The 18,470-nt window shown below is 72.4% G+C and carries 15 protein-coding genes; 9 read left to right on the top strand and 6 right to left on the bottom strand.

The annotated features are described in order from the left end of the window. Positions 1 to 3 precede the first annotated feature (3 nt). The 3 genes from B2363_RS08850 to B2363_RS08860 form a co-directional block, all read right to left on the bottom strand. The gene (locus B2363_RS08850) at positions 4 to 921 is read right to left on the bottom strand and encodes a DMT family transporter (RefSeq protein WP_286929677.1); all 918 of its coding nucleotides are present in this window, start codon (positions 919 to 921) and stop codon (positions 4 to 6) included. Positions 922 to 1,180: 259 nt separating this feature from the next. Continuing rightward, on the bottom strand, positions 1,181 to 1,786 hold the full coding sequence (locus tag B2363_RS08855) for an MBL fold metallo-hydrolase (protein ID WP_286929678.1): 606 nt from the start codon (positions 1,784 to 1,786) through the stop codon (positions 1,181 to 1,183). Beyond that, the gene (locus tag B2363_RS08860) at positions 1,786 to 2,886 is read right to left on the bottom strand and encodes an S-(hydroxymethyl)mycothiol dehydrogenase (protein WP_286929771.1); all 1,101 of its coding nucleotides are present in this window, start codon (positions 2,884 to 2,886) and stop codon (positions 1,786 to 1,788) included. Before B2363_RS08860 ends, B2363_RS08855 begins: the two co-directional genes overlap by 1 nt. Before the next feature lie 160 nt (positions 2,887 to 3,046). Between B2363_RS08860 and B2363_RS08865 the strand changes: the two genes are divergently transcribed. From B2363_RS08865 to B2363_RS08875, 3 genes are all read left to right on the top strand, one after another. Next, positions 3,047 to 4,204 carry an HNH endonuclease gene (locus B2363_RS08865; protein WP_286929679.1) on the top strand — a complete coding sequence of 386 codons (1,158 nt, stop codon included), beginning with the start codon at positions 3,047 to 3,049 and terminating at the stop codon, positions 4,202 to 4,204. A gap of 64 nt (positions 4,205 to 4,268) precedes the next feature. Continuing rightward, a complete protein-coding gene (locus B2363_RS08870) occupies positions 4,269 to 5,693 on the top strand; it encodes an AlkA N-terminal domain-containing protein (RefSeq protein ID WP_286929680.1) in 1,425 nt (474 codons plus the stop codon). Continuing rightward, the gene (locus tag B2363_RS08875) at positions 5,690 to 6,151 is read left to right on the top strand and encodes a methylated-DNA--[protein]-cysteine S-methyltransferase (RefSeq protein WP_286929681.1); all 462 of its coding nucleotides are present in this window, start codon (positions 5,690 to 5,692) and stop codon (positions 6,149 to 6,151) included. Before B2363_RS08870 ends, B2363_RS08875 begins: the two co-directional genes overlap by 4 nt. A 4-nt stretch (positions 6,152 to 6,155) precedes the next feature. On the opposite strand, the gene B2363_RS08880 is transcribed toward B2363_RS08875, so the two are convergent. Then, positions 6,156 to 6,866 carry an IclR family transcriptional regulator gene (locus B2363_RS08880; protein ID WP_078698542.1) on the bottom strand — a complete coding sequence of 237 codons (711 nt, stop codon included), beginning with the start codon at positions 6,864 to 6,866 and terminating at the stop codon, positions 6,156 to 6,158. Between the two features lie 56 nt (positions 6,867 to 6,922). On the opposite strand from B2363_RS08880, the gene leuC reads away from it, so the two are divergent. Genes leuC through B2363_RS08900 form a run of 4 tightly spaced genes read left to right on the top strand, consistent with a single transcriptional unit; the run spans position 6,923 to position 10,709 of the window. Continuing rightward, positions 6,923 to 8,320: a 3-isopropylmalate dehydratase large subunit gene (gene leuC, locus B2363_RS08885; protein ID WP_286929682.1), complete on the top strand. Its 1,398-nt coding sequence runs from the start codon at positions 6,923 to 6,925 to the stop codon at positions 8,318 to 8,320. An 11-nt stretch (positions 8,321 to 8,331) separates the two neighbouring features. After that, on the top strand, positions 8,332 to 8,931 hold the full coding sequence (gene leuD / locus B2363_RS08890; RefSeq protein WP_286929683.1) for a 3-isopropylmalate dehydratase small subunit: 600 nt from the start codon (positions 8,332 to 8,334) through the stop codon (positions 8,929 to 8,931). Positions 8,932 to 8,973: 42 nt separating this feature from the next. Beyond that, positions 8,974 to 9,708: a lysophospholipid acyltransferase family protein gene (locus B2363_RS08895; RefSeq protein WP_286929684.1), complete on the top strand. Its 735-nt coding sequence runs from the start codon at positions 8,974 to 8,976 to the stop codon at positions 9,706 to 9,708. Next, the gene (locus B2363_RS08900) at positions 9,708 to 10,709 is read left to right on the top strand and encodes an NAD(P)H-dependent glycerol-3-phosphate dehydrogenase (protein WP_181755358.1); all 1,002 of its coding nucleotides are present in this window, start codon (positions 9,708 to 9,710) and stop codon (positions 10,707 to 10,709) included. The genes B2363_RS08895 and B2363_RS08900 overlap by 1 nt, the downstream gene beginning before the upstream one ends. Positions 10,710 to 10,724: 15 nt before the next feature. Here B2363_RS08900 and B2363_RS08905 read toward each other — a convergent pair whose 3' ends face one another. Next, positions 10,725 to 11,753 carry a trans-sulfuration enzyme family protein gene (locus B2363_RS08905; protein ID WP_286929685.1) on the bottom strand — a complete coding sequence of 343 codons (1,029 nt, stop codon included), beginning with the start codon at positions 11,751 to 11,753 and terminating at the stop codon, positions 10,725 to 10,727. A 34-nt stretch (positions 11,754 to 11,787) separates the two neighbouring features. On the opposite strand from B2363_RS08905, the gene B2363_RS08910 reads away from it, so the two are divergent. Next, positions 11,788 to 12,840: a D-alanine--D-alanine ligase family protein gene (locus tag B2363_RS08910; RefSeq protein ID WP_313601012.1), complete on the top strand. Its 1,053-nt coding sequence runs from the start codon at positions 11,788 to 11,790 to the stop codon at positions 12,838 to 12,840. Between the two features lie 30 nt (positions 12,841 to 12,870). Here B2363_RS08910 and B2363_RS08915 read toward each other — a convergent pair whose 3' ends face one another. Continuing rightward, positions 12,871 to 17,424: an FtsK/SpoIIIE domain-containing protein gene (locus tag B2363_RS08915; protein ID WP_286929687.1), complete on the bottom strand. Its 4,554-nt coding sequence runs from the start codon at positions 17,422 to 17,424 to the stop codon at positions 12,871 to 12,873. 194 nt (positions 17,425 to 17,618) lie between these two features. Here B2363_RS08915 and B2363_RS08920 point away from each other — a divergent pair, with 194 nt between their 5' ends. Continuing rightward, positions 17,619 to 18,392 carry an SAF domain-containing protein gene (locus B2363_RS08920; RefSeq protein ID WP_286929688.1) on the top strand — a complete coding sequence of 258 codons (774 nt, stop codon included), beginning with the start codon at positions 17,619 to 17,621 and terminating at the stop codon, positions 18,390 to 18,392. The last annotated feature ends 78 nt before the right edge of the window (positions 18,393 to 18,470 follow it).

An 18,470-nucleotide genomic window follows, 5' to 3' on the forward strand; every position in this document is an offset into this window, starting at 1 on the left:
CGGTCAGACCGCTACGGGTTGCTCGTCCTCGGGGCGCAGCGCGACCACGGCGCACAGGATGAGCGCGGCTCCGACCAGGCCTGCGGCGCCCAGTCGCTCGTCGAGCAGCACCGCGGCCAGTGCGGCGGCGGAGATCGGCTCCACGAGAGTGGCCACGGTCGCCGCCGAGCCCGACGTCGTACGGAGCCCGGCGTAGAGGAGTCCGTACGACAGGGCCATCGTGGCGATGCCCAGGTAGAGCAGCAGCGCCAGCGACGTGGGGGAGGTGCCCGCGACGGGCTCGCCCGAGGCGGCCGCGACCACGAGGAACGGTGCCAGCAGGACGGCTCCCGCCCCCGTCGCGCACGTGGTGAGCGCGACCGGCTCGAGCCGTGGGGCGAGCACGTGGCCCAGGACGGTGGTCGCGGCGTACGTGGCGCCCGCCGCCACCGCCAGGACCAGGCCCAGCACCGGGCGGTCGACGGGCGCGGAGGTGCCGTGTCCGGCGGTGGCGCTGATCAGGACGAGCCCGGTGAGCGCCGCTGCCAGGACCGCGACGTCGCGGAGGGTGGGCCGGGTCCCGGCTCGCAGGTGCTCCCACGTGGCGGCCAGCACCGGGGCGAGGCCGAGCGAGACCACGGTGGCGACACTCACTCCGACCATCAGGACCGAGACGAAGTACAGGCCCTGGTAGATCGCCGTGCCGCAGCCGATGACGATCGCGGTGACGGGGTGGGACCGCATCGTGTCGCGGACCGCGCGGGCGCGGCCCGTCAGCAGGACGAACGCGACGAGAGCCACCGCGGCGATGAGCATCCGCCAGGCGCTGACGGTCATGGCGCCGACGCCGTCGCGCTCGTGCAGCACCGTCACGACCAGGCCGCCCGTGCCCCACAGCACGCCCGCCGCGCACACCTGCAGCAGCCCGACGCGCGCGTTCACCCGCTCAGGTTAGGGGCAGCGGCGTGATGGTCTCGATACACCCTCTCGTTCCTCGAGGGCACTCGACCACCGGGCTGGCACACCCGGTGATCGAGTGGCGGGCGCCCCCGGTGATCGAGTAGCACGCGAGCGCAGCGAGCGGCGTATCGAGATCACCCCGCACGCCCCCGGTGATCGAGTAACACCCAGCGCGGATCCGGTGATCGAGTAGCACGCGAGCGCAGCGAGCGGCGTATCGAGATCAGGCAGCGCGAGACGCCTAGGCCCGGTCGCGCTCCGCACCGATCGTGGTGTCGGGACCGTGGCCCGTGTGCACCACCGTCTCCGGCGGCAGCGTGAACAGCCGCTCGGCGATCGAGGAGCGGATCACGTCGGCGTCGCTGTAGGAGCGGCCGGTCGCGCCGGGTCCGCCGTTGAACAGGGTGTCGCCGGTGAAGACGCAGCCCAGCTCCTGGGAGACCAGGCACGTCGCGCCCGGCGCGTGCCCGGGCGTGTGGATCGCCGTGAGCGTGGTGCCGCCCACGGTGAGCTCGGTGCCGTCGACGAGGTCGCGGTCCCACGACTCACCGGGGTGCGTCAGCTCCCACAGCGGTCGGTCCTCGGGGTTCAGCCAGATCGGCGCGCCGGTGCGCTCGCGCAGCTCCGGCGCGATGCGGCAGTGGTCGTCGTGCGCGTGCGTCAGCACGATCGCGAGGACCTTCCGCCGCCCGATGAGGTGCAGGATCGCCTCGACGTCGTGCGGGGCGTCGATCACGAGGCACTCGGTGTCGTCGCCGACGATCCACACGTTGTTGTCGACGTCGTGGGTCTCGCCGTCGAGGCTGAACGTGCCGGAGACGACGCCGTAGTCGATGCGCGCGGCCATCAGAGGACCACCACCGAGCGCAGCACGTCGCCTTGGTGCATCTTCTCGAACGCCGCCTCCACGTCCTCGATGCCGATCTCCTCGGTGACGAACGCGTCGAGGTCGAGACGACCCTGGCGGTAGAGGTCGATCAGCATGGGGAAGTCGCGGCTGGGCAGGCAGTCGCCGTACCAGCTCGACTTGAGCGCGCCGCCGCGTCCGAAGACGTCGATCAGGGGCAGCTCGGGCACCTTCATGTCAGGCGTCGGGACGCCGACGAGTACCACGGTGCCCGCGAGGTCGCGGGCGTAGAACGCCTGCTTCCACGTCTCAGGACGGCCCACGGCCTCGATCACCACGTCGGCGCCCTCGGCGCCCTCGTAGGTCTCGGCGCAGATGCGCTTGATCTCCTCGACCGGATCGGTCTGCGACGAGTCGACCGTGTGGGTCGCGCCCATCTTCCGCGCCGCCTCGAGCTTCGCGGGATCGATGTCGACGGCGATGATCGGGCTGGCTCCGGCCAGTGCGGCACCCGCCACCGCGGCGACGCCCACGCCGCCGCAGCCGATGACGGCGGCGGACCGGCCGCGCGTCAGGGCTCCGGTGTTGATCGCCGCACCGATGCCGGCCATCACGCCGCAGCCCAGCAGGCCGGCCGCCGCGGGACGTGCGTCGGGATCGACCTTGGTGCACTGCCCCGCCGCGACGAGCGTCTTCTCGATGAACGCGCCGATGCCCAGGGCGGGGGAGAGCTCGGTGCCGTCCTCGAGCGTCATCTTCTGCTTGGCGTTGTGGGTGGCGAAGCAGTACTGCAGGTCGCCGCGCTTGCAGGCGCGACACTCGCCGCACACGGCGCGCCAGTTGAGGACGACGAAGTCGCCCGGCGCGACCTCGGTGACGCCGTCGCCGACGGCCTCGACGATGCCCGCCGCCTCGTGGCCGAGCAGGAACGGGAACTCGTCGTTGATGCCGCCCTGGCGGTAGTGCAGGTCGGTGTGGCAGACGCCGCAGGCCTGGATCGTCACCACCGCCTCGCCCGGGCCGGGATCGGGAACGTTGATGGTGACCAGTTCGACCGGTGCGTCCTTCGCTCGAGCGATGACGCCCTTGACCTGCTGCACGGCTGTCTCCTTGCTTCGGGGGTTCTCCTGCGAGCCTGCCAGAGTGCTCACGGTGGCGCGAGAGGTCGGTCTGCCTGCGTGGGCCATAAGCATCATCGTCAACCTGAAATGGCGGTGGAAAACCGAAGAAAATCGAACGGATGTGCGGTACGATTCAGGCATGTCTTCGGGGGATGACGGCGTCAGCGCGGCCATGGGCCACTGCGGGTCCGTCCTGCGGTCGGTGACCTCGTCGGTCCACGACGAGGCACGAGCGCTGGCGGCACTGCGCGACGCGGCCGAGGCCGCCCTGGCCGAGCGGCTCGAGGAGATCGAGCGGACGAAGGCGTACGTCGCGGAGGACGCGTCCAGCGCGGCCACTTGGGCACGGCGCGAGCTGCGCCAGGACGCGCGGCGCACACGCCAGCTGATCCGCGCGGCCGCCACCATGCGTGAGCTGCCGCTCGTCGGTGAGTCGGCTCGTGCGGGTCGCATCTCGGCCGACCACGTGGCGCGCTTCTCGTTCGCCCTCGCCCACGTCGACGAGGTGGAGGTCCGCCGGATCGAGGCCCATCTCGTGGCCGTGTCCGAGGTGCATCCGCCGTCCCGGGTGAAGTCGCTCGTCGACCGGCTCCGGTCGATCGTCCACGCCGAGGAGCTCGACGACGCGTGGATCGCCGGTGCCGACAAGTCCCACCTCAGCCTCCATGCGCTCCCCGACGGGTGGCACGTCACCGGCTTCCTGCCGATCGACGTCGGTGCGAAGCTGAAGGCGGTCCTCGACGCTGTCTCGACCCCGCGCGAGGGAGGCGACCGCCGCTCGGCGTCCGAGCGTCGCATCGACGGGCTCGACCACCTGCTCACCCGCGTCCTGGCCGAGGGCCTGCCCACCGACGGCACGGTCCGGCCGCAGATCCACGTGCTCGTCGACGCCGGCACCCTCCAGCGGGCGCTCGCGCCGGGTACGCGCGGCGCCTTCGAGCCAGACCAGCCGGCGGTCCTGGAGGGCTTCGGCCACATCGGCGCCAACCTGCTGGCCCACCTGACGTGCGGTGCCGACCTCATTCCGGTCCTGGTCGATCGGATCGGACCGAACCGGTCGGTGCTCGACGTCGGCCGTCGCCACCGCGATGCCACGCCGAAGCAGCGTCACGCGGTCTGGATCCAGCAGGACGGACGTTGCGCCACCGAGCACTGCCGGAACACGGTCGACCACGTGCACCACCGACGGCGATGGTCGGACGGAGGTCCCACCGACCTCGCCAACCTCGTCGGACTCTGCTCCGCGTGCCACCGCCACGAACATCGCCACGACGTCGCCCTCGCCCGAGCCGGGTGAGAGGGCTGACGGTCGTGTCCGATTTCCGCGAGAACTGGTCAGGTGCGTAGGTCAGGATGGAGTCATGGACCCGAACGACTGCTACCGCGCCGTGAGTGCGCGCGACGCGCGGTTCGACGGGGTCTTCTACACGGCGGTGCGCACCACGGGGATCTACTGCCGGCCCTCGTGCCCGGCGATGACCCCGCGTCAGGCGAACGTCACCTTCTACCCCTCGGCCGCGGCGGCGGAGCGATCCGGCTACCGCGCCTGCCGTCGCTGCCGGCCCGACAGCACGCCCGGCTCGCCCGAGTGGAACGCCCGGGCCGACGTGGTCGCCCGCGCCGTACGTCTGATCGGCGACGGCGTGGTCGAGCGTGAGGGAGTGAGCGGACTCGCCGGCCGGCTCGGCTACAGCGAGCGCCAGGTGAACCGGCTCGTCACCACCGAGCTCGGTGCGGGGCCCCAGGCGATCGCGCGCAGCAACCGGGCACGCACGGCCCGCATCCTGCTCGAGACCACCACGATGCGGGCGGCCGACGTCGCGTTCGCGGCGGGCTACGGGTCGGTGCGCCAGTTCAACGACTCCATCCGCGAGTCGTTCGACCTCACGCCGCGCGAGGTGAGGTCGCGCTCGCGCCGGGCCGCGCACCCCGGAGCCGGACGGCTCCGGCTCGAGCTCGCCCTGCGGCCGCCGTTCCACGCCGACGCGCTGCTCGACTGGTTCACCCCGCGGGCGATCGAGGGCGTCGAAGCCGTCGACGGTCGCACCTACGCGCGCGTGCTGAACCTGCCCCACGGCGTCGGCGCGGTCGAGCTGACGCTCGGCGACGACAGCGTCTCGGCCGAGCTCGAGCTCACCGACCTGCGCGACCTGGCGCCGGCGGTGCAGCGGTGCCGCCGGCTGCTCGACCTCGACGCCGACCCCGTCGCGATCGACGAGGCCCTCGCGGCCGATCCGCTGCTCGCCGGCCTCGTCCGCGAGGCGCCCGGCATGCGCCTGCCCGGCCAGGTCGACGGCTTCGAGATGGTGATGCGCGCGATCGTGGGTCAGCAGGTGTCCGTGGCTGGAGCCCGCACGATCCTGGGCCGGGTCGCGCGGTCGCGCGGCACTGAGGTCGACCTCGAGCTCGCGCGACGCCACGGCCTCACCCACGCGTTCGCCACGGCCGAGTCGGTGGCCGAGGCCGCTCCCGAGGAGTTCGCGATGCCGCGCGGCCGGGCCGGCGCCATCCTCGCCGTCGCGCACGCCGTGGCCTCCGGCGAGCTCGACCTGCACCCGGGCGCCGACCGCGAGGCCGCCCGAGCCCGCCTGCTCGCGATCCGGGGCATCGGTCCCTGGACCGCCGACTACGTCAGGATGCGGGCCCTCGGGGACCCCGACGTCCTGCTCGAGACCGACCTCGTGCTGCGCCGCGTCCTCGCGCGCGAGGGTCTGGAACGGACGCGAACCGAACGGTGGCGACCCTGGCGGTCGTACGCCTCACTGCACCTGTGGAGAGTGGCATGAAGACACGCTGGATGGACACGCCCATCGGGGGCCTGCGGCTGCACGTCGACGCCGGGCTGCTCACGGCGATCGACTTCGGGGCCGAGGCCCGAGGGGAGCGCGTCGAGGACCCGCTGCTCGACGAGGTCGAGCGCCAGCTGGGCGAGTACTTCGCCGGCGAGCGCCACGAGTTCGACCTGCCCGTGGCCGCTGACGGCACGGAGTTCCAGAAGAAGGTGTGGGCGTACCTGCGCACCATCCCCTACGGCGAGACGGTCACGTACGGGCAGATCGCGACCGACCTCGGCTACGAGCTCGGCATCTCGCGTGCCGTGGGCGCGGCCAACGGCGCCAACCCGATTCCCATCGTGGTCCCGTGCCACCGCGTCATCGGGTCGAACGGGAAGCTCACGGGCTACGCCGGCGGTCTGGAACGCAAGACGACCCTGCTCGAGCTGGAGCGCCCCGGGCTGTTCTGAGGCGTCAGCGGCGCAGGTTCTGCGAGAGCCGCTCGGCGGCGGCCACCACGGCGGGCGCGTGCATGCGGCCGGGCTGGCGGGTGAGCCGCTCCAGCGGTCCCGACACCGACACGGCGGCGACGACCTTGCCGCTGGGGGAGCGGACCGGGGCGGAGACCGAGCCCACGCCCGGCTCGCGCTCGCCGACGCTCTGGGCCCAGCCGCGCTTGCGCACGGCCGACAGCTCGGCGGCGGAGAAGGTGGCCTTCATCAGGCCCTTGTTCATCCGCTCGGGGTCCTCCCACGCGAGCAGCACCTGGGCGGCGGAGCCGCCCGACATCGTCAGCTGGCTGCCCACGGGGATCGAGTCGCGCAGGCCGGTGGGCCGATCCGCGGCCGAGACGCACACGCGGTGGTCGCCCTGGCGGCGGAACAGCTGGGCGGACTCGCCCGTGATGTCGCGCAGGCGGGCCAGCACGGGGCCGGCGGCCGCGAGCAGGCGGTCCTCGCCCGCGGCAGCGGCCAGCTCGGACAGGCGCGGGCCTAGGATGAAGCGACCCTGCATGTCGCGCGCGACGAGGCGGTGGTGCTCCAGGGCGACCGCGAGGCGGTGGGCCGTGGGCCGCGCCAGGCCGGTGGCGGTCACCAGGCCGGCCAGCGTCGCCGGCCCCGGCTCCAGCGCCGCCAGCACGAGGGCCGCTTTGTCGAGAACGCCGACTCCGCTAGAGTTGTCCATGTCTTGATACTGCCGTATCGCATTGTGAGACGCAACCCCCGAAGTTGGAGAGAATCATGGGCAAGACGCTCGCCGAGAAGATCTGGGACGACCACGTCGTCCGTTCCGCGCCGGGTGAACCGGACCTGCTGTTCATCGACCTGCACCTCCTCCACGAGGTCACCAGTCCGCAGGCGTTCGACGGACTGCGCCTCTCCGGCCGCCAGGTGCGTCGCGCCGACCTCACCCTCGCCACCGAGGACCACAACATCCCGACCACGGATCTCGACAAGCCGATCGCCGACCCGGTGTCGCGCACGCAGGTCGAGACGCTGCGTCGCAACGCCAAGGAGTTCGGCGTCCGGCTGCACCCCATGGGCGACATCGAGCAGGGCATCGTCCACGTCGTCGGGCCGCAGCTGGGCCTGACCCAGCCGGGCATGACGATCGTGTGCGGCGACTCGCACACCTCCACGCACGGCGCCTTCGGCTCGATCGCCTTCGGCATCGGCACCAGCGAGGTCGAGCACGTCCTGGCCACCCAGTCGCTGTCGCAGGCCAAGCCCAAGATGATGGCCGTCGACGTCGTCGGCGAGCTGCCCCCGGGGACCACCGCCAAGGACCTGATCCTCGCGCTCATCACGCAGGAGACCACCGGCGGCGGCCAGGGCTACATCGTGGAGTACCGCGGCGACGCGATCCGTGCGCTCTCGATGGAGGAGCGCATGACGATCTGCAACATGAGCATCGAGTGGGGCGCGAAGGCCGGCCTCATCGCTCCGGACCAGACCACGTTCGACTACATCGAGGGTCGCCCCCACGCCCCGCAGGGTGCCGACTGGGACGCCGCCGTCGCGTACTGGACCAGCCTGGTCACCGACGACGACGCGCACTTCGACAAGGTCGTCACGATCGACGCCTCGAAGGTCACCCCGTGGGTCACGTGGGGCACCAACCCCGGCCAGGGCGTGGCGCTGTCCGGCCTGGTCCCGACCCCGTCCGACTTCGAGGATGCCGACGAGCGCGAGGCCGCCGAGAACGCCCTGCGCTACATGGGCCTCGAGGCCGGCACGCCGATGCGCGACATCACCGTGGACACGGTCTTCGTCGGCTCCTGCACCAACGGCCGCATCAGCGACCTGCGTCGTGCCGCCGAGCTGATCAAGGGCAGGAAGGTTGCCGACGGCACCCGCATGCTCGTCGTCCCCGGCTCGGTGCGCGTGCGCCTGCAGGCCGAGGAGGAGGGCCTCGACGTCGTCTTCAAGGAGGCCGGCGCCGAGTGGCGCGGCGCAGGCTGCTCGATGTGCCTGGGCATGAACCCCGACCAGCTCACGCCGGGCGAGCGCAGCGCCTCCACCTCCAACCGCAACTTCGAGGGCCGTCAGGGCAAGGGTGGCCGCACGCACCTGGTCTCGCCCGACGTCGCCGTCGCCACCGCAGTCACCGGCCACCTGGCCTCGCCCGCCGAGCTCTGAGGACGATCACCATGGACAAGTTCATCTCCCACACCGGAGTCGGCGCGCCGCTGCGCCGCAGCAACGTCGACACCGACCAGATCATCCCCGCGGTCTACCTCAAGCGCGTCACCCGCACGGGCTTCGAGGACGGCCTGTTCGCCGCGTGGCGCAGCGACCCGGAGTTCGTCCTGAACCAGCCGGCGTACGAGGACGCCACCGTGCTCGTGGCCGGCCCCGACTTCGGCACGGGCTCGTCGCGTGAGCACGCCGTCTGGGCGCTGCAGAACTACGGGTTCAAGGTCATCATCAGCCCGCGCTTCGGCGACATCTTCCGGGGGAACTCGGGCAAGGCCGGGCTGCTCGCGGCCCAGGTCGACGAGAAGGTCGTCGCCGCCCTGTGGGCGTACCTCGAGGCCAACCCGGGCGCCGAGATCTCGGTCGACCTGGAGTCCCGCACGGTCTCGGCCGGCGAGGGCGTCGACCGCATCGAGGACTCGTTCACGATCGACGACTACACCCGCTGGCGCCTGCTCGAGGGTCTCGACGACATCGGCATCACGCTGGGTCACGCCGACGACATCTCGGCCTACGAGTCCCGCCGTCCGCGCTTCAAGCCCGCGACCCTCTGACGCCTGCCCGGCGCGGCCTCCCTGGCGTACTAGGGTCATCCCATGTCCCGCACCCGCCCGTTGCCCACCGTGCTCCGGGTCGTCGTCTGGGTGCTGCGCCCGCTGTTCATGGTGGTCACGAAGCGCGACTGGCGCGGTGACGAGCACCTGCCCACCTCGGGCGGGTTCGTGCTGGCACCCAACCACCTGTCGTACCTCGACCCGTTCCTGTTCGGGCACTGGCTCGTCGACCACGACATCCCGCCGCGCTTCCTGGTCAAGGACCCGCTGTTCGCCGTGCCGGTGATCGGCCGGCTGCTGCGCAAGGCCGAGCAGATTCCGGTCTACCGGGGCACCGGCGCGGCCGCCGACTCGCTGCGGGCCGCGATCGACGCGGTGGAGGCGGGCTCGATCATCGCCATCTACCCCGAGGGCACGATGACGCGTGACCCCGCCGCGTGGCCGATGTCGGGTCGCGACGGCGCCGTCCGCACCGCGCACGCCGCCGGGGTGCCGCTGGTGCCCGTGGCGCAGTGGGGCCCGCAGGACATCATGTGGCCCTACCGCCGCGAGTTCCGGCCCTTCCCGCGCAAGACGATCCACGTGCGGGTGGGCGCCCCGATCGACCTCTCCGACCTGGGCGAGAGTCCCACGCAGGACCAGATCCACGCGGCCACCGAGCGCCTCATGGACGCGATCACCGCGCTGCAGGCGCAGATCCGCGGCGAGTCGCCCACGACTCCGCGGATCGACGTGCGCACGCTCAAGAAGCCCAAGACCCGATACGAGGAGAGCTGATGGTCACTGCAGCAGTCATGGGAGCCGGGTCCTGGGGCACCGCCTTCTCGATCGTGCTGGCCGACGCCGGCCACGACGTCCACCTGTGGGGCCGTCGCGACGAGACGTGCGCCAACATCAACGAGCGCCACGAGAACACCGAGTACCTGCCGGGCCAGGAGCTGCCGGGAACGATCCGCGCCACCACCGACCCCGCCGAGGCGCTGGCCGACGCGGCGATCGTGGTGCTGGCCGTGCCGTCCCAGACGCTGCGCGCGAACCTCGAGTCGTGGGGCCACCTGATCGAGCCGTCGGCGGTGATGGTGAGCCTCATGAAGGGCGTCGAGCTGGGCTCGCACATGCGGATGAGCGAGGTCATCGCCGAGGCCACCGGCGCGGGCCCCGAGCGGATCGCCGTCATCACCGGCCCGAACCTCGCCAAGGAGATCGCGCGCCGCGAGCCGGCCGCCGCGGTCGTCGCGTGCGAGGACGAGTCCGTCGCGCTCCAGCTGCAGAAGTACCTGCACACGCCGGCGTTCCGCCCCTACACGAACACCGACCTCGTGGGCTGCGAGCTGGGCGGCACGGTCAAGAACATCATCGGCCTCGCCGTCGGCGTCTGCGACGGGTTGGGCTTCGGCGACAACACCAAGGCGTCCGTCATCACGCGCGGGCTGGCCGAGACCGCTCGCCTCGGGATGGCGATGGGTGCCGACCCGATGACCTTCATGGGTCTGGCCGGCCTCGGCGACCTCGTGGCCACGTGCTCGTCGCCGCTGTCGCGCAACCGCACCTTCGGCGAGAAGCTCGGCCGCGGCATGACCGTGGAGGAGATCACCTCGCAGACGCGCCAGGTCGCCGAGGGCGTGAAGTCCTGCGTCTCCGTGGCCGAGCTGTCGGCGATGCACGGTGTCGAGATGCCGATCGTCGAGCACGTCCGCGCGCTCGTCGACGGCAACATGACGCCCACCGAGCTCGTCAACGCCCTCATCAGCCGCTCGGCCAAGCCCGAGACCCGCTGACCCCTCCGCCCGGGCTCAGCCCAGGGCGGTCTCGATGTCGGACCAGAGGTCCTCGACGGCCTCGATGCCGACGCTCAGCCGGATGAGCCCGGCCGGGATGGTCTCGGGCTCCGCCGGGAAGCGGCGGCGCCGCTCCCACGTGGACTCCACGCCGCCGAGACTCGTGGCGTGGCTGATGATCCGGCTGGACTCCGTGGCGCGCTGGGCGTGCTCGACGTCGTCGACGACGAAGCACACCATCGACCCGAAGCCGGGATAGCGGACCTCCGCCACCGCCGGGTGCGCCTTCAGCCGGTCGGCGATCAGGGCGGCACTCGACTCCGCGCGATCCAGCCGCACGGCCAGCGTGCGGATGCCGCGCGCCGCCAGGAAGCACTCGAGGGCGCCCGGGATCGCACCGTGCAGCGAGCGGTGCGCGAGCAGCCGCTCGAACAGGGCGTCGTCGCGCGTGGCCAGGACGCCCAGCACGAGGTCGCTGTGACCACCGAGCAGCTTGGAGGCGGAGTGGCACACGATGTCGGCACCGTACGAGAGCGGCCGGTCGCGCAGGGGAGTGCGGAAGGTGTTGTCCACCGCCACGAGGGCGCCGGCCTCCTTCGCGGCGGCGACCAGGGTGGGGAGGTCGCCCACCTCCATCGCGGGGTTGGTCGGTGACTCCAGCCACACGAGGTCGGCCCCGGCGAAGGCCTCGATGCTGCCCTGGGTGTCGGAGGGGTCGATGAGGCGCACCTCGTAGGGCCCGCTCTCGACGAGGCTCGTGGTGCCGTTGTAGCCGTGCCGCGGCAGGACCACCACGGCACCGGGCTCGAGGAGCCCGAGCGTGGCGGCGGACGTCGCGATGCCCGAGGCGAAGGCCAGGGCCCGTCCGCCCTCGAGCTCGCCGAGCACCGCCTCGAACGCCTCGTAGGCCGGATTGCCATGCCGGCCGTACTCGGACGAGCCGCCGGGCACGAAGGCGCTCGCGAGGGTGATGGGGGCGTTGAGCGGCGCGCCGGGCTGCTTGGCCGGGCGACCTGCGATGACGGTCACGGTGTCGGGCTGCATGGTTCCAGTGTCACAGGCGGGTAGAGTCGAGCCGGTGCGCACCACGATCGCCGTCGTCTTCGGAGGCCAGTCCAGCGAGCACGGTGTCTCGTGCCTGACCGCGCGCGAGGTCCTCGCCGTGATCGACCGCGACCGCTATGACGTCGTCCCCGTCGGGATCACCCCCGATGGCCGCTGGGTCGAGGAGACCGCGGTCTGGGACGACCTCGAGCCCGGCGCCCTTCCGTCCGTCCGCGACGGATTCCCGCCCTTCTCGTGGGACCGCGTCCGCGAGGTCGACGTGGTGTTCCCCCTCCTGCACGGCCCGTGGGGCGAGGACGGCACGATCCAGGGCCTCTTCGAGCTGGCCGGCGTCCGCTACGTCGGCGCCGGCGTCATGGCCAGCGCCGTGGGCATGGACAAGCCGTTCACCAAGACCGTCTTCTCGGCCGCCGGACTCCCGCAGCTGCCCTACGTGACGATCCAGCCGTGGGAGTGGGACGCCAAGCGCGACCGCGCCGAGGCGCGCATCCACGCGCTGGGGCTGCCGGTCTTCGTCAAGCCCGCGCGGGCCGGCTCCAGCTCGGGCGTGACGCCCGTGCACGACTGGGCCCAGCTCGAGGACGCCGTCCTGGCCGCGCGGAAGTTCGACCCGAAGGTCATCGTCGAGGCCGCCGCGCACGACAAGCGCGAGGTGGAGTGCGCCGTCATCCAGGACGAGCGCGGCATGCCCCTCGCCAGCGAGGTCGGCGAGATCGTCGTGGCCGCCGACACCGATCACGAGTACTACGACTTCGAGGCCAAGTACCTCGACGGCACCAGCACGAACGTCGTCCCGGCCGACCTCCCCGAGACGGTGCGTCAGCGCATCCGCGAGTACGCGCTGCAGGCGTTCGACGCCATCGGCTGCGAGGGCCTGGCCCGCGTGGACTTCTTCCTGACCAGCAGCGTCGGCGGCGGCCTCGTGATCAACGAGATCAACACGATGCCGGGCTTCACGCCCTTCTCGATGTTCCCCAAGCTCTGGCAGGCCTCGGGTGTGGACTACCCCGAGCTGGTGGAACGCCTCATCCAGCTGGCCCTCCAGCGCCCCCTCGGGCTGCGCTGAGCCCTGCCCCTCCCGGGGCCACAGCGGCGGTCAGGCCTTCGGGACCTGGACCCAGCGGTAGCCCGTGGGGGTGACGAGGAGTCCACGGCCGGGCGGGACCGAGGCGCCGACCGAGCGGGGCAGGCGGGCGTTGAGGACGTCGCCGTCGTTCGAGGCTCGCGGCGACAGGATCAGGCCGGTGCGGCCGCGCTTGAGGTCGGACGGCAGGCCGCGGTAGACCGAACCGAGCTCGTCGATGCCGCCGGCGATGATCATGGCGTTGGCGGTGTCGCGCATCGCGCCGTAGGTCTCGCCGAGCAGCTGGCCCACCGGCGAGTCGGCGCCCAGGACCTCGAAGTCGTCGACGACGATCAGGTGCTGGGTGCGCAGGCGCGAGATCCCCTCGCGGATCTCCTCGATCGGCTCGGAGCCCGTGAACAGCTGCAGGCGTCGGTCGTCGAGGTCGCGCAGCGGTGAGCGGCGGGGCGCGATGACGAGGACGTCCCGACGGTGCGCGAGGTGCTGGCTGATCGGCACGACGAGGGTCGAGCTGCGCCCCGAGCGCGGGGGACCGGCCACCAGGAAGCCCGGGCCGGTGGACAGCGGGTCGAAGCCCTCGAGGGCGAGGGTGTCGCCACCGACGCCCACGGGGATGAAGCTGGGGCTCAGCGCGGCCTCGGACGGCTCCATCGTCAGCGCCTCGTCGAGGCCGATGGCCACGGGCAGCTCGTCGATGCGGTGCGGACGCAGGCCGCGCGGGAGGTCGCCGTAGCGCTCGGCGACGGCGCGTCCGAGCTCGTGGATCGCCCGCACCTGGGCGGTGCCCTCGCCGGAGGCGTCGATCATCGCGAACTGGACCTCCTGCGGCCGCTCGCCGGCCCGGAAGCCGCGGCCCGGCGGGATGTGGGAGGGCACCTGCTTGGTCGGCAGGCCCACGACGGAGTAGTCCGACGGGTCGCTCATCGACAGCACGATCCGGTCGTCGACGAGCAGCGAGTAGCGCCCGAGGATGCCCGAGCGGTCGGCGCCGATGACGACCCGGATGCCCGCGCCGACGCCCTCCTGGAGCAGGCCCACGAGCCGCTCCAGCAGCACGCCGCCGTCGACGGACTCGAAGGCCGTGGTGAAGCCCTCGAGGCGGTCGAGCAGGACGACGAGGTAGGGCATCCGCTCGGCGCCGTCGACCGCGGCACGCTGCTCGGCGATGTCGGCGAATCCCTGCTCGGCCAGCACCTGCTGGCGCCGGGTCAGCTCACGCCCGAGGTGGTCGAACAGCCGGAAGATGCGGTCGGTCTGGGTGCGGGTGACGACGGCGCCCACGTGAGGCAGCGAGACCAGGGGGAGCAGCGCGTTGTTGCCGGCGTCGATGCCGAAGACGTGCACGTCGGTGGGAGCGGTCTGGCGGGCGATCGCCGCGGCGATGGCACGCAGCGACCACGAGCGACCCGAGCGGGACTGGCCCGCGATCACGAGGTGCCCCGCGCGCTGGAGGTCCCAGCTCGCGACCTCCTGCTGCTGCAGGTGGGGCAGGTCGCCGCGCCCGAACACGATCGGCGGGATGTCGGGGAGGGCGCCGATGTCGGGGGCGGGCTCGACCGGGAGGTCGTCGAGGGTCAGCGTCTCGGGCAGCGGCGGCAGCCACGGCTTGCGCATCGGCTCGAGGCCGATCAGGTCGTTCGCCTCGCGCACCGCGCCCACGAGGGTCGCGAGGTCGGTGGGGATCGACACGTCCTCCTCGTCGGAGCCGGCCGCCTTCGGGGGCGCCACCAGCTCCTCGACGCCGAACCCGCGGGTGCGCAGCTCGGCACGCTCGGTGCCGACCGGCCGGCCTCCGACGCGCGAGCTCTGGAACGGCGTCAGGGACGAGTGCCCCAGTCGCGCGTACGCCCGGCCGGGGAAGGACTTGGGGATCTCCGCGGCGACCTTCGACTCGATCACGTCGTCCGAGTCGTTCGCGTCGGTGACGCGCAGGGCGATGCGCAGGTTGGTGTTCGACTTGATCTCGGCGTTGACCACGCCGGCGGGGCGCTGGGTGGCCAGGATCAGGTGCACGCCGAGCGAGCGGCCGCGTCGGGCGACGTCGACCAGGCCGGTGACGAAGTCGGGCAGCTCGGCCACGAGGGCCGCGAACTCGTCGATGATGATGAGCAGCCGTGGCATCGGCTCGTCGCCGGGCTGGCGCGCCGCGAGGTAGTCCTCGATGTCCTTCGCGGCCGCGTCGGCCAGCTGGTGCTCGCGATGCCGCAGCTCGGCACCGAGCGACTCGAGCGCCCGGGTGGTCAGGTGGCCGTCGAGGTCGGTGACCATGCCGACGGTGTGGGGCAGGTGCTGGCAGTCCATGAACGCCGCGCCGCCCTTGTAGTCGATCAGGACGAAGTTGAACTCGTCGGGACGGTTGCCCACGGCCAGCGACGCGATGATGGTCTGCAGCAGCTCGGACTTGCCCGAGCCGGTGGTGCCGGCGATGAGGCCGTGCGGGCCGTCGGCGCGCACGTCGATCCGGAACGGTCCGTCGAGCCCCTCGCCGATCACGGCCTTGGTGGTGCGGCCGCCGCCGGACCAGACGCGGACGAGGTCCTTGCCGGAGGGAGCGTCCAGGCCGAGGACGTCGAGCAGCCGGCTGGCGGCCGGCAGGCTCGAGCTGAGGTCCTCGGTGCTGACGTCGCGGATGGGCGCGAGCGCGCGACCGAGCCGCTCGAGCCAGACGCCGTCCACCACGTCGCGGCGGACGCCGTCGATGTGACGCTCGGCCGTGGTCTCGAGGTCGAGCAGGTCGCCGTGCAGCTCCACCACGGCGCGGCACTCCTCGGGCAGCTCACGCGGGGTGCGGTCGAGGCAGATGAAGTAGACGTGGACGAACGCTCCCGACTTCAGCAGCGACGTCATGCCGGGAGCCATGCGCAGCTCGCGCGCTCCGTCGAGGACGACCACCACCGAGGGCAGGGCCTCGCGCTCGTCGGTGTCGAGCTCCTTGCGCCGGTCAACCAGCCCCGTGAGCTCGGAGATCATCGACGCCCGGTCCTCCTCGTCGAGGGCCAGGCGTGCGGCCCGCGGGTGGTCCTCGCTGGTGCGGGCGTGCGGGAGCCACTTCGTCCACTCCCAGGCCGTCGCGTTCGTGCGGTCGGTGAAGATCCAGACCGAGGCGTCGGTGGGGGAGTGCAGGGCGGCGACCTGGGCGATGAGCCACGAGGTCGTCGAGAGGCACTGGTCGGACGGGCCGCACACGCCCAGCACCGCGGTGGGCGCCAGCGGCACGATGACGGGGACGTCCGGCGCGGTCCAGCGCAGCGGTCCCTCGTGCTGCTCGCGGGTGGAGTCCTTCACGACGACGTCGGACGGCAGGTCGCTCGTGCCGAGCCGCAGCTCCAGGAAGTCGGGGTCCCAGCGACGGCGCTCCCACAGGCGCGCCCGCGGGCCGGTGGCGAACAGCAGCACCGAGGCCGGGTCGGGGTAGATGGAGCGACGCTGCCCGCGCTCGTCGGCCAGCGAGGTGACGGCGGCCTTCTCCACGTCGGCACGCCGGCGGTGGAACTCCGCGAGCTGCTCCTGGTAGCGCGCCTTCTGCTGGCGGCGCGTGCCGGACGCGTTCAGCAGCATCATGAGCGGCATCAGGATCATGAACATCAGCGAGTAGATGGAGCCGGTGCGCCAGTACATGAAGCCACTCATCAGCAGCGGCGACAGCATCATCACCATCGGGATGGGCGCCTTCTCGGGCTTCTTCGGCTCGGTGGGCAGCGAGAACTCGCGCGTGCGCGCCGGCGGGTGCAGCCGCGGCGGGCGGTTGTAGTCCAGCTCCGGGCCGGTGGCCGACGGGGAGAGGGAGGCATCCGGCGCGCTGACCGAGCCCAGCTCGAAGAGCACGTCGGCGACGCCGAGGACGGCGCCCTCCTTCCAGACGACCGACGCCGTGACCGGCTCGCGGTCGAGGCGGACGAGCGGCAGGGGAGCGGTGGGGTCGACCTGGCGGCCCTGCTCCAGGGCGCTCAGGCCGGGCTTGCGCCGACGGAAGCGACGCTGCTGGCGGGTGGCGACGCTGGCCTGCAGCACGATCGGCTCGGTGGGCGGCTCGCGGCGCTCGGGGATGGCCACCGTGAGGTCGCGGGCGGACTCGTCGGCCGTGACCACGACGCGACCCTGCGCGTCGACCTCGAGCCGGGCGGCCACGTCGGGGGCATCCTGGACCCGGATCGCGCAGTGGCTGGCCGAGCCGATCGTCCACGTGCCGATGCCGAGGCGGTGGACCCGCCCGGCGCCCCGGCCGGAGCTGACGCGAACCTCCACCAGGCCCTGCGGCTCGCGCTCGCGATGGCGGCTGGGTCCGCCGAGGCCGACGATCACCCCGTGGCGGATCCCGGCGGTGGCCAGGGTGGCGTCGGGATCGAGGCGGCGCGACCCGAGGAAGACCCCCGGTCCGCTGCGCTCGACGCCCCGACGGCTGTCGAGGTCGATGACGTCGGCGACGTCCGCGTGGGGGCGGCGCATCCCGAAGAGCTGCTGCAGCACGGACTCGAGGTCACCGACCGTGCTGGCGGCCGAATAGGCCACGATGGCATCGCGGACCTCCCCCGACGATGCCGCCTCGGCCGTGACGAGCAAGCGCATGGGGCTCAGCGTAGAGGGTCCCGCGCCACGGGCCGGGCGGAGCGCGCGAAGCGCCCGCGCGTGCCGTGCGTCACCTGGCAGGACGAGATGGTCACGTGGGGCTAGACTGTGGTGGTTCCTGCGGGGGGCTGCGCGAGGGAGCACGTCTCGGCCCATCCCAGGACGCACCTACGTCTGCAAGGGGGAGCCGTTCCATGGCGATGCGCACCAGTACCGATTCGGTCGGAGATGCGGTCCAGGACCGTCAGCGTGCCCGCACCGCGCGCGGTGTCGGAGGACGGGCCGCGCCCGCGGGCTCGCGCCCCACGCCTCCGCGTCGCCGTCGCCCCGCCGTCGCCCTCCTCGGCGTCCTGCTGATCCTCGGCGGTGCCGCGCTCGCCGGCCTGCTGGCGCTGCGGATGGACTCGCGCGAGCCGGTCCTCGTGGTGAAGTCCGACATCCCGGCCGGCACCGAGCTCACCCGCGACATGCTCGGCGAGACCAATGTCGCCACCGAGTCGGACCTCATCGTCCCGGCCGGCGCCGAGTCGACCGTGCTCGGCACCTACACCCGCGTGCCGCTGAACGAGGGCCAGCTCCTCGACACGTCGATGCTCGTGCGCACCAACCCGCTCAGCGGTGGTCAGCGCGCCGAGGTCGGCGTGCCCCTGGTCGAGGGCCGCGTGCCCGACGACCTCGACTCCGGCGACCTCGTCCGCGTCGTCCGCATCGGTGAGGGCGATCGCCCGAGCCAGCCCCTCGCACTCGCGCTCGTGATCCGGCCCCCGGTCTCCTCCGGCGGTGGCGGCGTCCTCGGCGGCGGCAGCGACTCGGAGGGCTCGGCCGCCACGCTGCTCGTCCCGCTCGAGGTCGCCGACGCGATCGTCGACGCGGCCGGCAACAACCGCATCGGCATGTCCCTGGTCGACCGCGGGGTGGCGGTGACCGACACCGATCGGCTCCGCAGCCTGGCGGGTGCCACGCGATGAGCGAGCGCCAGCGAGTGAACGATTCCACGCTTCACATCGCGTCATCGGCCTACCGTGCCCTTTCCGTGGCGGTGGCGC

The organism is Aeromicrobium sp. UBA7512 (assembly GCF_002476985.1).
Taxonomy (GTDB): domain Bacteria; phylum Actinomycetota; class Actinomycetes; order Propionibacteriales; family Nocardioidaceae; genus Aeromicrobium; species Aeromicrobium phoceense.